At 66.7% G+C, this 14,231-nt stretch carries 14 protein-coding genes; 9 read left to right on the top strand and 5 right to left on the bottom strand.

Going from position 1 to position 14,231, the window contains the following annotated elements:
- Positions 1–12 precede the first annotated feature (12 nt).
- The gene (locus ASF72_RS07090; protein WP_056597683.1) at positions 13–753 is read right to left on the bottom strand and encodes an alpha/beta hydrolase; all 741 of its coding nucleotides are present in this window, start codon (positions 751–753) and stop codon (positions 13–15) included.
- Positions 750–1,814: a LacI family DNA-binding transcriptional regulator gene (locus ASF72_RS07095; protein ID WP_056597685.1), complete on the bottom strand. Its 1,065-nt coding sequence runs from the start codon at positions 1,812–1,814 to the stop codon at positions 750–752. Before ASF72_RS07095 ends, ASF72_RS07090 begins: the two co-directional genes overlap by 4 nt.
- A 176-nt stretch (positions 1,815–1,990) precedes the next feature.
- Here ASF72_RS07095 and ASF72_RS07100 point away from each other — a divergent pair, with 176 nt between their 5' ends.
- The 4 genes from ASF72_RS07100 (at position 1,991) to ASF72_RS07115 (ending at position 5,652) form a co-directional block, all read left to right on the top strand.
- Positions 1,991–3,160, top strand: a complete 1,170-nt coding sequence (locus ASF72_RS07100) for a Gfo/Idh/MocA family protein (protein WP_050684747.1) — start codon at positions 1,991–1,993, stop codon at positions 3,158–3,160.
- Positions 3,160–4,374: a dihydrodipicolinate synthase family protein gene (locus ASF72_RS07105; protein ID WP_056597687.1), complete on the top strand. Its 1,215-nt coding sequence runs from the start codon at positions 3,160–3,162 to the stop codon at positions 4,372–4,374. Before ASF72_RS07100 ends, ASF72_RS07105 begins: the two co-directional genes overlap by 1 nt.
- Positions 4,371–5,210: a sugar phosphate isomerase/epimerase family protein gene (locus tag ASF72_RS07110; protein WP_056597689.1), complete on the top strand. Its 840-nt coding sequence runs from the start codon at positions 4,371–4,373 to the stop codon at positions 5,208–5,210. The genes ASF72_RS07105 and ASF72_RS07110 overlap by 4 nt, the downstream gene beginning before the upstream one ends.
- Positions 5,211–5,337: 127 nt before the next feature.
- Positions 5,338–5,652, top strand: a complete 315-nt coding sequence (locus tag ASF72_RS07115; protein WP_164468844.1) for an excalibur calcium-binding domain-containing protein — start codon at positions 5,338–5,340, stop codon at positions 5,650–5,652.
- A 57-nt stretch (positions 5,653–5,709) separates the two neighbouring features.
- Here ASF72_RS07115 and ASF72_RS07120 read toward each other — a convergent pair whose 3' ends face one another.
- The 3 genes from ASF72_RS07120 to xylA form a co-directional block, all read right to left on the bottom strand.
- Complete coding sequence (locus tag ASF72_RS07120) at positions 5,710–6,231, bottom strand: DinB family protein (protein WP_056597692.1); 522 nt, start codon at positions 6,229–6,231, stop codon at positions 5,710–5,712.
- Between the two features lie 62 nt (positions 6,232–6,293).
- A complete protein-coding gene (locus ASF72_RS07125) occupies positions 6,294–7,721 on the bottom strand; it encodes a xylulokinase (protein ID WP_056597694.1) in 1,428 nt (475 codons plus the stop codon).
- Between the two features lie 103 nt (positions 7,722–7,824).
- Positions 7,825–9,012 (bottom strand): xylose isomerase, encoded by a 1,188-nt coding sequence (gene xylA / locus ASF72_RS07130; RefSeq protein WP_056597696.1) that lies wholly within the window; start codon positions 9,010–9,012, stop codon positions 7,825–7,827.
- A gap of 130 nt (positions 9,013–9,142) precedes the next feature.
- Between xylA and ASF72_RS07135 the strand changes: the two genes are divergently transcribed.
- From ASF72_RS07135 to ASF72_RS07155, 5 genes are all read left to right on the top strand, one after another.
- On the top strand, positions 9,143–10,363 hold the full coding sequence (locus tag ASF72_RS07135; protein ID WP_056597698.1) for an ROK family protein: 1,221 nt from the start codon (positions 9,143–9,145) through the stop codon (positions 10,361–10,363).
- A gap of 106 nt (positions 10,364–10,469) precedes the next feature.
- A complete protein-coding gene (locus ASF72_RS07140) occupies positions 10,470–10,934 on the top strand; it encodes a hypothetical protein (RefSeq protein WP_231686017.1) in 465 nt (154 codons plus the stop codon).
- 145 nt (positions 10,935–11,079) lie between these two features.
- The gene (locus ASF72_RS07145; protein ID WP_200933630.1) at positions 11,080–12,048 is read left to right on the top strand and encodes a TM2 domain-containing protein; all 969 of its coding nucleotides are present in this window, start codon (positions 11,080–11,082) and stop codon (positions 12,046–12,048) included.
- A 241-nt stretch (positions 12,049–12,289) separates the two neighbouring features.
- Positions 12,290–12,598, top strand: coding sequence for a hypothetical protein (locus tag ASF72_RS07150; RefSeq protein ID WP_056597703.1), 309 nt, complete (start codon positions 12,290–12,292; stop codon positions 12,596–12,598).
- A 727-nt stretch (positions 12,599–13,325) separates the two neighbouring features.
- Positions 13,326–14,213, top strand: coding sequence for a tyrosine-type recombinase/integrase (locus ASF72_RS07155; protein ID WP_056597705.1), 888 nt, complete (start codon positions 13,326–13,328; stop codon positions 14,211–14,213).
- The last annotated feature ends 18 nt before the right edge of the window (positions 14,214–14,231 follow it).

The raw sequence follows: 14,231 nt of genomic DNA on the forward strand, positions 1-14,231 counted from the left end.
CCGGTCACGGCTTCAGGACAGGGCCCAGCCCGCGCGCTGCAGCCACGCGGCGCACAAGGCAGGCCACTGGTCCGGGCCCGCTTCGCCGCCGGCCAGCCCCAGCCCGTGCCGGCCGTTCGGGAAAACATGCAGTTCTGCCGGGACGCCGGCGGCCATCAGGGCGCCTGCATAACCCAGGCTGTGGCTGACGGGCACGGCGGCGTCGTCGGCGGTGTGCCAGACAAACGCCGGCGGCGTGTCCGCGCCCACCTGTTGCTCTGCGGAGACTTCGGCCAGGAGGTCCGACGGCGGCGCGTCGCCCAGGAGGTTATCCACCGAGCCCTGGTGTACTTCAGCGGTGTAGGACACCACGGGATAGCACAGGACAGTCCGGTCCGGCACGCTGGCATCCACGTCCAGCCGGGAACTGCCCGTGGCCACACCCGTGGACAGGGTGGCAGCGAGGTGCCCGCCGGCTGAGAAGCCCAGCACGCCAACCCGGCCTGGTTCCAGGTCCAGCCCGTGGGCGCCGCTGCGGATGTACAGCATGGCTTCCTTGGCGTCCGTCAGGGGCGCGGGATGCCTGTCCGGCGCCACCCGGTAGCGCAGCACAAACGCGTGGATTCCCAGGGACGCCAGCCACTCGGCGACCGGCTCGGCTTCGTGATCCGCCTGGCGGGCATAGCCGCCGCCCGGGAGCACCAGCACGGCCGGCCTGGGTCCTTCAGCCCCGGCGGGCACCACGCTCAGGCCCGCAACAGGCCCGCCGCTCATGCCCCGGCCTCGGTACTGCGCCGCAGGGTCACGGCTCCCGTGATGGGTGGGCCGGCCTCATCCGGGTGTTCGGCCGCGCCGCGGGCGGTGGCCCGGGTGGCCAGGCGGCCGATGTCTTCGAGCGGCAACCGCACCGTTGAAAGCGCCGGGCGGAAGTCACGAAGCGTCTCGATGTCATCAAACCCGGCGATGGTGGCATCGCGGGGGATCCGCAGGCCTTCGGCGCGCAGCGCGGCCGTGGCGCCGATGGCCATCACGTCGTTGACGGCGAAGATGCAGAGCGGCCGCCGGGCGGGGCCGGCCGCCTTGAGCCGTTGGGCCAGCGCCAGCCCGGCCTCGTAACCACCGGAGCGGTTGAAGGCGCTCCGCACCAGTTCCGCAGCCGGCCGGCCGGCCCGCTCCAGGCCTGCCTGGAAGCCGCGGATCCTGTCATCGGAGGTGAACAGTCCCTCAGGTCCGCCAATCACCACAAAATCGCAATCGCGGCCCTCGGCCAGGCTGGCCGCCAGCGATTGGGCAAGCTCCTCGTTGGGGACGGCCACCACGTGGTATCCCTCGCTGGCCGACGCGCCAACAACGGGATGGCCCACTACAGCCACCTGGCCGCCGTTGCGGCAGTACCTGTCCAGCTCCGCGGCCAGTTCGGCGTTGTCCTGCAGATCCTCGTTGCGGGCGGAGCGGGAGCCCGCGATGACGATCGAGTCGGCGCGCCGGGCCGCAAACGCCGCCACGGCTTCCTTCTCCTCGGCCGGTGCCCCGCCTGTTGTGGCGAGCAGGACCATGCGGCGCTGTTCCCGGGCCGCGTCCTGGACGCCCCGGGCAATTGCCGCGAAGTAAGGATCGGCGATGTCATGGACAATCAGCCCGATCAGGCCCGAACTGGACTTCGCCAGGCCCTGGGCCTGCGCGTTGGGAATGTAACCCAGGGAGTCCGCTGCCTGGCGGACCCGCTGGGCGATATCGGGCCCGGGGGTGCGGGCCGAGCCGTTCAGGACACGGGACGCCGTGGCAGGCGATACCCCGGCAAGCCGGGCCACTTCGGTCAGGGTACTAGCAGCCACAACATCTCCTGGTCAACGTAAAAAGTGGGCCAAATAACAGTTCCCCCAGTATGGCAGGGGAAGTTCTTTGCGGAAAGCGCTTGCCAACCCTGTCCTTTCCGGTGCATCATTGAAGCAGTGGGAATGCGCTTTCCCAATCAGCTTGAGTAACACTGCTCACTCACCGTGGAGGACACATGGGCTTCGAAACAAAAACCATCCGCATCGCCATGAACGGCATCACCGGCCGGATGGGTTACCGCCAGCACCTGCTGCGCTCCATCCTTCCCATCCGCGACGCCGGCGGCTTCACCCTCGAAGACGGCACCCGCGTCCAGGTGGAACCCATCCTGGTGGGCCGCAACGAAGCAAAAATCCGTGAACTCGCCGAGCTGCACAAGGTCTCCGAATGGACCACCGACCTGGACTCGGTCATCAACGACCCCACCGTCGACGTTATCTTCGACGCGTCCATGACCAGCCTGCGCGCCGCCACCCTTAAGAAGGCGATGCTGGCCGGCAAGCACATCTTCACGGAGAAGCCCACCGCCGAAACCCTCGAGGAAGCCATCGAGCTGGCCCGCATCGGCAAGGACGCCGGCGTCACCGCAGGCGTTGTCCACGACAAGCTGTACCTCCCCGGGCTGGTCAAGCTCCGCCGCCTGGTGGATGAAGGCTTCTTCGGCCGCATCCTCTCCATCCGCGGCGAATTCGGCTACTGGGTCTTCGAAGGCGACGTGCAGGCTGCGCAGCGCCCGTCCTGGAACTACCGCAAGGAAGACGGCGGCGGAATGACCACGGACATGTTCTGCCACTGGAACTATGTCCTCGAAGGCATCATCGGCAAGGTCAAGAGCGTCAGCGCCAAGACCGCCACCCACATCCCTGCCCGCTGGGACGAGGCCGGCAAGGAATACAAGGCCACGGCCGACGACGCCTCCTACGGCATCTTCGAGCTCGAGACCCCTGCCGGCGACGCCGTCGTGGGCCAGATCAACTCCTCCTGGGCCGTCCGCGTCTACCGCGACGAACTGGTGGAATTCCAGATCGACGGCACCCATGGCTCCGCCGTCGCCGGCCTGAACAAGTGTGTTGCACAGCAGCGCGCCCACACTCCCAAGCCGGTCTGGAACCCGGACCTGCCCGTTACGGAATCCTTCCGCGACCAGTGGCAGGAAGTTCCCGCCAACGCCGAACTCGACAACGGCTTCAAGCTGCAGTGGGAAGAGTTCCTGCGCGACGTCGTCGCCGGCCGCGAACACCGCTTTGGCCTGCTTTCCGCAGCCCGTGGCGTGCAGCTGGCAGAACTCGGCCTGCAGTCCAACGACGAACGCCGCACCATCGACATCCCGGAGATCACCCTCTGATGACGTCCCTTATCCTTCCCTCCAACGACGGCGGCACCCGGGAATACCGGCTGCGGGGCAACACCAGCTGGGCCCGGCCCACGGCCCCCCTGACAGCCCGCCGCGCTTACGCCGCGGCACACGTCATCCCCGAAGTTTCCGCTGACAACACACCCGGCGCCCCGGCCCGGCTGGACTGGGACGCCACCCTGGCCTACCGGCACGAGCTCTGGTCCTACGGCCTGGGCGTCGCCGATGCCATGGACACTGCCCAGCGGGGCATGGGCCTGGACTGGGCCGCTACCCAGCAGCTCATCAAGCGCACCGGCGTCGAAGCCGCCTCGGTCGTGGCCGGCAACAACGCCGCGACTGCAGGGAAGTCCGTTCGCGACCTCGTCTCCTGCGGTGCGGGTACGGACCAGCTGGACGTGGCCACCCTGCCCACCGGCGAGGCCGGCCTGAAAGCAGTCCTCGAGGCGTACCGCGAGCAGATCGCCGTTGTCTCGGAGGCCGGACCCAAGATCATCCTGATGGCCTCGCGGGCCCTGGCCCAGGTGGCCACAGGTCCCGAGGACTACTTGAAGGTCTACAGCACCCTGCTGCAGGAAGTTGACCAGCCCGTCATCCTGCACTGGCTGGGCACCATGTTTGATCCCGCGCTGGCCGGGTATTGGGGTTCGGATGACGTGGCAGCTGCCACCGAAACCTTCCTGGGACTCATCAAGGACAACGCCGCCAAGGTGGACGGCGTTAAGGTCTCCCTCCTCGACGCCAGCCACGAGGTGGCCCTGCGGGCCGCCCTGCCTGAAGGCGTCCGGCTCTACACCGGCGATGACTTCAACTATCCGGAACTGATCGACGGCGACGGAACCCACCATTCGGACGCCTTGCTGGGCATCTTCGCGGCCATCTACCCGGCCGCCTCGGTTGCGCTGCAGCACTACGAAGCGGGCAACCCCGCCAAGGCGCGGGAAATCCTGGACTCCACCCGTGAGCTGGGCAAGCACATCTTCAGCGCCCCCACGTTCTACTACAAGACCGGGATCGCGTTTATGTCCTGGCTCAACGGCAAGCAGCCTGGCTTCCAGATGGTGGGCGGCCTGCACTCGGGCCGCTCGGTAGCGCACCTGTCACGGACGTTTGAACTGGCCGACCAGGCCGGACTCCTGAAGGATCCGGCCCTGGCCGCCTTCCGGATGTCCGACTACCTGCGGATCAACGGGGTGGGGGTATGAGCGACTTCTCCCGCCTCGCCATCAACAGTGCCACCACCAAGAAGTGGACGCTGGCACAGGTAGTTGAAGGCTGCGTCAACGCCGGCATCCCCTCGATCGGCCCTTGGCGGGACCGGGTGGAGGAGGCCGGCCTGGACAAGGCCGCGCGCCTGATCAAGGACGCGGGCCTGCGGGTCTCCTCCCTGTGCCGCGGCGGTTTCCTGACAGCGCCCGACGCCGAGGGGCAGGCAGCTGCCCTCGCCGACAACCGCGCCGCCATCCTTGAAGCAGTGGCCCTGGACACCAGGGAGCTGTTCCTGGTGGTGGGTGGCCTGGGTCCGGGAGAGAAGGACGTTGTGGCCGCCCGCGGGCGCGTCGCCGACCGCCTCGCAGACCTGGTGCCCTTCGCCGCCGAAAACGGCGTCCGGCTGGTCCTTGAACCGCTGCACCCGATGTACGCCGCGGACCGTGCCCTGATTTCCACCCTGGGCCAGGCCCTGGACCTCGCAGCGCCCTTTGCCGCCGCCGAGGTGGGGGTCGCCGTCGACACCTTCCATGTCTGGTGGGATCCGGAACTGAAGGCCCAGATTGCGCGCGCCGGCCGGGAAAACCGGATCGCCTCCTACCAGGTGTGCGACTTCAACATGCCCATCGCCGCAGACCCGCTGCTCTCGCGTGGATACATGGGCGACGGTGTGGTGGACTTCGCCACGATCGGCACCTGGGTGCGCGACGCCGGCTACACCGGCGACATCGAGGTGGAAATCTTCAACCAGGAGATCTGGGACACCGACGGCAACACCGTCCTGTCCACGGTCAAGGAGCGCTACGCGGAGCTGGTCCTCCCGTACGCCTGACCTGGTGCAAGGATCGCGGGCCCGCGTTGCGTCACGGCGCGGGTCCGCGTTACCAACCGGAAACAGCCGACGGGGCGGCGGCGGGTTACTATTTTCCTGCCCCGCCGGCTGGCGGCCGGGGCCTTTTATGGGGGAGTCCACGTACGTGCGCCTGAAAAACCTGATTATTGCGTCCCTGGCGGGTACCGTCATCGTCCTGGGCTCAACGGCCGTTCCGGCCTCGGCCGCCGCGCCGAAGTCGTACAAAAACTGTACGGAGCTGAATAAGGTTTATCCGCACGGTGTGGGCCGCTCCGGCGCCCGGGACAAGACCAGCGGCAAGCCGGTCACCACGTTCCGCGTCAACAGCACCGTTTACAGCTACAACGACGGCGCGGCGCGGTACAAGGGCGAATACGACCTTGACCGCGACAACGACGGCATCGCCTGCGAGAAGCGCTAAGGCAAGGCGCTGGCTTCCGGCCCGTTCCGCTTCGGCGGGGCGGGCCGGACTGCGTTGTCAGGATGGGGGGTTGGTGTCCGCAGCGAGGATCTGTTCGCGCAGGATGTCCGCGTGGCCGCAGTGCCGGGCCAGTTCGCGGATCATGTGCAGGTACACCCAGCGGAGGGGGAGTGGTCCGCGGCGGTTGCCGGGCAGCAGGTCCGTGAGGTCCAGGGCTGCGGTGGCCTCGGCGGACGCGGCGCAGGCTTGCCGGTGCAGTTCCCGGACGGAGGCGATGGAGTCCTCCGGGGCAAGGATGAACGATTCGTCAGGCGAGTCCGGGATGCCGATCTCCATTCTGGGGCGCGCCGTGATGGCCTCATCGAACCAGACCCGCTCAACAAACGTCACGTGCTTGACCAGCCCCAGCAGTGTGGTCCGGGAGGCGACCAGCCGGCGCCGGGCCTGTTCTTCCGTCAGCCCGTCGAGGCACGCGTTGAGGGCCAGCCGGTGCTCATTGAGGAAAGCCTCGAATTGGAGGCGTTCCGGGGAATTGATGCTGGTCTCAGGGGTGGCAGGCTGCTGATCGCGGGCGGGCATGATCCGAAGTATGCCAGACCGGGCCGCGGGCATTGCCGCCGTTGTCCCGATCCGACGACAGCCTACGCGGGGAAGTGCAGGGCCGCGTAGCTGCGGTAGCGGGCCAGGACCTCAGGGGCAGGGCTGGCGGGCTGCGGCTCCTCGGCGTCGAGTTCCCAGGTGGGGAACTGTCCGGTGAGGACGGCGGCGGCCTGCCGGGCGGCGCCGTCGGCAACGTATTCGCCGGGACGGGGCACCAGGGTGGGCAATCCGATCAGGGCGGATGCGGCCTCCCGGACGGCTGTGGATTGCGCCCCGCCGCCCACCAGGATGATCCGGGCAGCCTGCACGCCCTGGGCTTGAAGTGCTGCGAGGCCATCGGCCAGGGACGCCACCACGCCTTCGACGGCGGCGCGCGCCAGGTTGGCCGGTGAGTAGTTGGCGCGGGTGATGCCGTGGAGGGAGCCGGTGGCGTCCGGCAGGTTGGGGGTGCGCTCGCCATCGAAGTAGGGAACCAGGGTCAGCCCGCCGGCGCCGGAGCCGGCCGACAGGGCAAGGCCGTTGAGTTCCCCGAGGCTGACGTCCAGCAGCGCGGCGGTGGCGTCGAAGATGCGGGTGGCGTTGAGGGTGCAGGCCAGGGGCAGGTAGTTCCCGGTGGCGTCGGCAAAGCCGGCCACCAGGCCGGTGGCGTCGGCAGCCGGCGTGGCGGAGACGGCGAAGACGGTTCCGGACGTGCCCAGGGAGAGCACCACGTCGCCCACAGTGGCGCCAACACCCAGCGCGGCCGCGGCGTTGTCTCCAGCGCCCGGGCCGATCAGGGCACCGGCCGGAGTTGTTGCTGCGGCCTCGAGCGGGCCCACAACCTTGGGCAGGATCGGGACGTGGCCCAGGGACGCTCTAATGACGTCGGGCAGGTATGAGTCAGTGGCAGTGGAGTAGTAGCCGGTCCCGGACGCATCGGACCGGTCGGTGGTGAGTGCTCCCAGGTTGGCTTCGCCGTGCTCCACGGGGCCGTGGCCGGCAAGCCGCCAGCTCAGCCAGTCGTGCGGCAGGCACACGGCGGCCACTTTTGCGGCGTTCTCCGGTTCGTTGGCCGCCAGCCAGTGGAGCTTGGTCAGCGTCAGGGAGGCGACCGGGACGGTGCCCGTTGCCCCGGCCCAGTAGCTGGCACCCGAGGCGGGATCGCCGTCGCCCGCGTTTTTGATGAGTTCCGCGGCGGCAGGGGCACTGCGGGTGTCATTCCAGAGCAGGGCCGGGCGGATGACGTTCCCGCCCCTGTCCAGGACCACCATGCCGTGTTGCTGGCCGCCCACCGAAAGCGCCGCCACATCGTCGAGCCCGCCGGCCTGGCCGATGGCTTCCTGAAGTGCGTCCCACCAGCGGTCCGGATGCACCTCGGAGCCGTCAGGATGGGTGGCCCGGCCCTGGCGGACCAGCGCGCCGGTGCCCGCGTCGCGGATCACTACCTTGCAGGACTGGGTGGAACTGTCGATGCCGGCAACGAGGGCCATGGGATTCCTTAGGTGCGTACGCCGCCGTCTGGCTTTCCATGTTGTTGGAAAGCCCGACGGCGGCGCATTGTTGGGTGCCAGGTGGCGCGGAGTGCGCGGCGGGTCAGCGGGCGTTGAGCAGGTGCTCGATGGCCAGCTGGTTGAGGCGGACAAACGCGAACGAGCGCTCGGCGGCCTGGTCGGCGTCGAAGGACTCGAATGCCGTGGTGTCTGCCAGCAGGTCCGCCGTGGTTTCGCCGACGGCGAGGGTGGACTCGCCGAGTTCAAAGACACCGGACGTCGCCAGGGCTTCCTGGACCTGCGGGTCCGCGCGGAACGCCAGGGCGCGTTCCTTGAGCAGCAGGTAGGTGGCCATGTTTGCCTTTGCGGACTCCCAGACACCGTCGTAGCCGTCGGTGCGGGAGGGTTTGTAGTCGAAGTGGCGGGGGCCGTCGTATGTGGCGCCGCCGTTGGGAAAGCCGTTCTCCAGCAGGTCAACGGTGAAGAAGGCGCTGGTCAGGTCGCCGTGGCCAAACACCAGGTCCTGGTCGTACTTGATGCCGCGCTGGCCGTTGAGGTCGATGTGGAAGAGCTTGCCCGCCCACAGCGCCTGCGCGATGCCGTGCGTGAAGTTCAGGCCGGCCATCTGTTCGTGGCCGGTCTCCGGGTTCAGGCCCACAATGTCGCCGTGCTCCAGCTGGGCGATGAACGCCAGGCCGTGGCCCACGGTGGGCAGGAAGATGTCGCCGCGTGGTTCGTTGGGCTTCGGTTCCAGGGCGATGCGGAGGTTGTAGCCCTTGTCCTTGATGTAGGCGGCGGCCGTGTCCACGCCTTCCTTCATTCGGTCCAGGGCTGCTGAGAGGTCCTTGGAACCGTCGTATTCGCTGCCCTCGCGGCCGCCCCACATCACGAAGGTCTCGGCGCCGAACTCTGCTGCGGAGTCGATGTTGCGCAGTACCTTGCTGAGCGCGAACCGGCGGATGGAGCGGTCGTTGGAGGTGAAACCGCCGTCCTTGAAGACGGGGTGGCTGAACAGGTTGGTAGTGACCATGGGCACCTTCAGGCCCGTCTCGGCCAGGGCTGCCTTGAAGTTCTTGAGGATCAGGTCCTTCTCCGATGCTGTGGCGTCGAAGGGAACCAGGTCGTTGTCGTGGAACGTGATGCCGTAGGCGCCCAGGTCGCTGAGGCGGTGCACCGCCTCCACGGGGTCCAGTGCATCGCGGGTGGCCACACCGAAGGGATCGGCGCCGGTCCAGCCGACGGTCCAGAGGCCGAAAGTGAACTTGTCATCGGGAGTGGGGGAGAGAGCCATGATGCATCCTTGCAGTCGGGCCGCGGTGCGCGACGATTAGTTCATTGCCTGAACTATATGAGCCGACGTAGGGTTGGGTCAACAGTTCCGGCAGATTGCCGGCCAGGAATTTTTCCGAGAGGGGGACCCGATGGCGATGCCTGCGCAGGCCGCCGCCCTTGCCGTGCCAGGCAACATGGGCGACGTCCGCAGGAGCAACCTGGCCCTGGTGATGGGCAGGATTGCCCGGCAGCCTGCCGGCGTCCACCTCACCCGCGCCCACGTGGCCGCTACCACCGGGTTGACCAAGGCGTCGGTTTCCAGTCTCGTGGTTGCGCTCCTGGACGCCGGCCTGGTCCGCGAAACCGGACTGAACCCGCAGGGCGAACGCGGCCGGCCCGGCGTCGGACTTGAACTTAATCCCGCCCGGGCCGTCATGGGGATGGAAATCAACGTGGACTACATCGCGGCCGGGGTGACGGACCTGTCCGGAACCTTGCTGCTGCGCGAGGTAAGGGAGCGGGATAACAGGGACAGCGAGCCGGGTCCCGTGGTGGCTGCCCTGGCCGCGCTCGCGGCAAGCCTCCGTGTTGAAGCAACCGGGCGGGGCATCCAGATCGTGGGCGGCGGGCTGGCGGTGCCTGGGCTTGTGGATCCGGCACGGTCCATGGTGCTGGCCGCCCCCAACCTGGGCTGGGAAGGCGTGCCGCTGGACCTTGCTGCGCTGCTGCCGGGGTCGCCGCTGGGCGTGGCGCTGTTCAACGAAGCCAATGCCGCTGCCCTGGCGGAGATTGCGCGCCGACCTGCCGGCGATGCTGACTTCCTGTTTGTTTCGGGCGAGGTGGGCGTGGGTGGCGGACTGGTGATCGGCGCCGAGTTGTTCACCGGGCCGGCGGGCCATGCCGGCGAGGTGGGCCACGTGGTGGTGGACCCCGGCGGCACCCGGTGCTCCTGCGGGGGAACCGGCTGCCTGGAGACGGTGGCGGGCCAGGACGCCATCTTTGCTGCGGCCGGAATGGCTGGCCTGCCGGTAACACGGTCAGCCGCGCTCGCAGCCCTGTTGTCAGCTCTTGACTCGGGCGACCCTGGCGCCCGGGCCGCCGTGGACCGGGCAGGCCGGGCCCTCGGTGTGGCGCTCGCATCCACCGCGCGGGTGGTGAACGTTGGTTCCGTGGTGCTGGGTGGGCATTTCGCGGTCCTCGACCAGTGGCTGCGCGCACCGCTCCTGGCCAGCCTGGAAAAGTACGCGCCGGGCAAGTTCACCCCCGGCCAGCTCACCGTTACCGCCGTGGGGGATCCGGGCGCGCTGCTCGGCGCGGCCGGGAGCGTGGTGCGCTCGCTGGTTGAGGCTCCGCATCTGCTGCAGGCCTAGCAGGGGTTGGATCGCGCAACAATCCGGGCACAAACCTGCAGCGTGGCCTCTTTTTCCTGTGAAGGCGACACATACTTGCCCGATGGGGTGCATATTGCAGCGGTGCTTGCCCAGCCGCAACAAATCAGTGGTTCTGGCGGCCATCGGCGTGGTCCTGATGGGTGGATCCGCCGGTTGCAGCAACACCTGGGGCAAGCCGCCCCCATGCATGCCGCCTGAGTATACGGTGACACCTTCCATGGCCTCGGCGGGGGAGACCGTCGTTGTGGCGGCCCTGGACGCCGGCTGCGATCCGCGCTATGGCGATAATGCCCGCGTGGCTGTCAGTGTCACCGACGCGGCCGGCGTTGAGGTCCTGAAGGACACGGCACCCATGGCGGATGCGGGCAGTTTTACCTATCGTTTTGAGGTTCCTGCCGGAGTCGCGGCTGGTGAGGCGCTTGTGTCCGCTTATCCGCATAATGTGGATTGGTGCGACGACACCGGGGTAAACAACCGTGCGGCAGCCGGTGTCCCGACCCTCGGACGTGTGTCCTGCGCCGAGCGCTTGGTGCCGTTTACCGTTCGGTAGGCAGAGCGAATCGCGCTCGTGGCGTTATTATCCAGTCAGTGTGGTTTTCCACGCCGGGTTTATTGGGGGTAGGCGGCGGCGCCGGAGGGGACTGTCTTTGAGCCAGTTACACCAACAGGGGTATGGGGCTTTGGGCCCGCATCCCGTGCAAGTCCACGAGCGGGACGGCGGCAGGAAGTCCTTCGTCGCTACCTGGCTTTTTGCCCTGTTCCTGGGCGGCTTTGGCGTTGACCGTTTTTATCTCGGCAGAACCGGAACTGGCATTGCGAAGTTGCTGACGTTGGGCGGACTGGGAATCTGGACGCTGGTGGACATCGTGCTGGTGCTGGCCAACAAACAAACCGACGCCACCGGTAAAACTCTGATGGGCTATCAGAACAACAAGGTGCTGGCGTTCATTTTGACGGGTGTTCTCTGCGCCCTGAACGCTGTGGCCCTGGCGGCTGTCACAGTTGCTGTGGCGCTGGGCGGCCTCAATCTTGCCGGATCCCACCCAACAGGGGTCAAAGATACCGAAACTGCGCCCAGGGGAAGCCTTGCAGTGCCCACCCAGGGCCCGCTGGGACGCTTCACTGCGGTGGCCACCCAGACAGTCACCGGAACCGGCGATGACAGCGTCCAGACGCTGGACCTGGATGGTTTACCGGCTCTGGTGTCGTTCCAATGCAATGACTGCACGGGCGCCACCGTTGTAAGAACCAACGGCCTGGACGGAGTGCTGGTGGATACGCAGGGTCCGTATTTTGGCGAGCACCTGGTGGATATATTCGCAGGCTCAACAACCGATGAGTTCGAGGTCACCGCCACGGGTTCGTGGGCCCTGACGGTAAGGGATTTGTCGGAAGTTTCCGCCGTTGACGGGCCCGTCGAAGGCCACGGCGACACCGTCCTGTATTTCGGGACAGAGTCCAACGAGGCCACAGTCACCCACCACGGCGATGGCCGCTTCCTGGTCGAAGGCTTTGGAGCTGATGATATGTCCGAACTTCCGGTGGACACCGAAGGCAGGTTCTCCGAAACGGTCAGGCTGACCACTCCTGGTTACGTCCGCATCATCTCGGACGGCGACTGGTCCGTAGCCCCCGGCTCGGCGGCGGCGGACAGCCTCGCGTAAGCCGGCGAGCAGGTCCTCGACACCAAGTGCTCGAACAGAAGCGCAGTGCGCCATTCGCAGCAACCGCCCCGGGTTCGAAGCGGCCCGGACCTGCGCTTGTGCAGGCCCGGCCGCTTCGTGTGTGCCCCAGGAGGGAATCGAACCCCCGACCGGCGGATTACAAGGTTGGCGGTTCGGCAGAAGTTTTGGCTTTCCCCTTACGCCGTGAGCACTTCGCTGACCTCCCCCTGGAGATCGCTGCATGAGCGCCGCAGCGACGTGGCCCGCCGTAGGTTCGATGCTGACCACCGTGGCGGAGCTCGACGCTCTCCCGCCCTTCTCAGTGGTCCTTGGAGATCCTGACGGCCTCAACGAGGCTCCGAACTACCAGTGCGTATCTATGCAGAAGCGCCCAGGAATTCCTGGTTACGAGGACTACTGGTACCCGGCCTGGGATGGCGATATTTTCAACGCGCTGGCATCCGAAGAGGCGGTGATCCGGTTCCACCTCGGTCCGTTCTTAGTCCTCTGGACGCCGCCCATCGTTGCGGCCGGCGAGGCCGCAGCATGACCCGCGAGCAACGTCTCGCGGAGCTGCTCTGCCTGTACGCAGAACTACGTCAGCGAGCTGCCCCCAAAACCTAAAAAGAAAGCCGGCCGGATGCGTCAACATCCGGGCCGGCAAGGCAATCAGTCCCCGGCTACGGACCCTGATCGCGCCACCAGTCTAACCACTGCCAACGCACCCCGTCCATAGCCGTGCCTGCTTGCCGCTCATACAAGGCGGTACGGCTACCCCGCCTGGTGCTTTCGCGCGCCCACCAACACGCTAAGCCTTGTTCCGTGGGCTGCTTACTGGGTCAGAGCCAGTTCCTTTTCGAGCGCACGGGCAGGGTCCATAAAGCGAGCCTGAAGGCCGCACATGCGAAGGAGTGCCAAGACCGACCGTGAACCCAGTTCACCAGATCCGTGCGCATATGCCGCCACTGCCCAGGAGTAATGCCCTGGGCCTTGCTCAGCTGCCTAACCAGCAGCCAACCGACGACAACCGACCGACTGACGCGGTGTCTCACCAGCTTGCCTTGAATGACCACAGATTCTTTTTCTGTTGGTCTGACAAGGCAGGCCCCTGCCCTCCTCGCCCCTCCCTCCCTCTGCGGTGATGGGAAAAACAAAAAGAAAGGGGCCTGCGCAGCAGGCCCCTGAACAGGCAAAACTTCCAGAATATCGCCCTGAAATCAAGGGCAAATCAGTGTAGAAACTACACCGGAAAGACACGATAAAGCAGGGGGCACCAAATGGAGACTAACGACACGCTGAACTACTGGACCGCTTGCATGAAAGCAGCAGACCTCACCGAAAAGACAATCCGCGAGCGCCTGATTTTCATCAGGCAGTTGGACCGAGACATCGACAGCCTGGAGACGGTGACCAGGAAGCAACTCATTATGTGGCTGGCGCAGCAGCGCTGGTCAAATTCCACCAGGGTGCACCGTCGATCCGGTTTGCATACGTTCTTCGCCTGGATGCAGGATGAGGGGCTGCGCTTGGACAACCCGGCCTACCGGCTGCCCCGGGTGGCTACCAGGAAGCGCGAGCCCAATCCCTTCACCGTCGAAGAGATCAACACCCTGTTGCAGAGCGGGATCTACCGGAAGACTCGGGTGATGGTCGCGCTGCATTACTACCTCGGCTTGCGAGTCTCTGAGATCGCGGCCGTGAATGGCGCTGACATCGATTGGCAGGCCCGGACCCTGTCTACCATCGGGAAGGGCCGCAAACCGGCCACGCTGCCCGTCCCCGCGGCCGTCTGGCCGCTGTTCCTGCAAATGCCCAGGACTGGCTATTGGTTTCCCAACCGGACGGCCAACCGTCTGCACGCCGCGGGCGAGGGACACATCATGGGGAACTCTGTCTCCGGCCTCATCGGGGAAGCAATCAAGCGCCTTGGTCTCAATCACCGTCCCCACGACCTGCGGGCTTCCTTGGCCACTGAAATGCACGAGGCCGGCGTCAGTGACTTCGTGGTCCAGCGGTCGATGCGGCACTCCAACATGGACACCACCACGCTCTACCTCAAGCTCCGACCAGAGGGCATCAGGCACGGCTTCGATGCCCTACCACCGATCAGCATCCCCGACCGGTCCGGCCGCAGACGGATGCAGGAACCACCAATGGCCGCTTAACGCTGACAGTGCGGGCCC

Origin of the sequence: Arthrobacter sp. Leaf141, from assembly GCF_001424565.1 — a bacterium.
GTDB lineage: Bacteria > Actinomycetota > Actinomycetes > Actinomycetales > Micrococcaceae > Arthrobacter.

Coding starts and splice junctions, on each gene's coding strand:
- ASF72_RS07090 (WP_056597683.1), bottom strand. CDS start 753: ATGAGCGGCGGGCCTGTTGCGGGCCTGAGCGTGGTGCCCGCCGGGGCT.
- ASF72_RS07100 (WP_050684747.1), top strand. CDS start 1,991: ATGGGCTTCGAAACAAAAACCATCCGCATCGCCATGAACGGCATCACC.
- ASF72_RS07105 (WP_056597687.1), top strand. CDS start 3,160: ATGACGTCCCTTATCCTTCCCTCCAACGACGGCGGCACCCGGGAATAC.
- ASF72_RS07110 (WP_056597689.1), top strand. CDS start 4,371: ATGAGCGACTTCTCCCGCCTCGCCATCAACAGTGCCACCACCAAGAAG.
- ASF72_RS07115 (WP_164468844.1), top strand. CDS start 5,338: ATGGGGGAGTCCACGTACGTGCGCCTGAAAAACCTGATTATTGCGTCC.
- ASF72_RS07120 (WP_056597692.1), bottom strand. CDS start 6,231: ATGCCCGCCCGCGATCAGCAGCCTGCCACCCCTGAGACCAGCATCAAT.
- ASF72_RS07125 (WP_056597694.1), bottom strand. CDS start 7,721: ATGGCCCTCGTTGCCGGCATCGACAGTTCCACCCAGTCCTGCAAGGTA.
- xylA (WP_056597696.1), bottom strand. CDS start 9,012: ATGGCTCTCTCCCCCACTCCCGATGACAAGTTCACTTTCGGCCTCTGG.
- ASF72_RS07135 (WP_056597698.1), top strand. CDS start 9,143: ATGGCGATGCCTGCGCAGGCCGCCGCCCTTGCCGTGCCAGGCAACATG.
- ASF72_RS07150 (WP_056597703.1), top strand. CDS start 12,290: ATGAGCGCCGCAGCGACGTGGCCCGCCGTAGGTTCGATGCTGACCACC.
- ASF72_RS07155 (WP_056597705.1), top strand. CDS start 13,326: ATGGAGACTAACGACACGCTGAACTACTGGACCGCTTGCATGAAAGCA.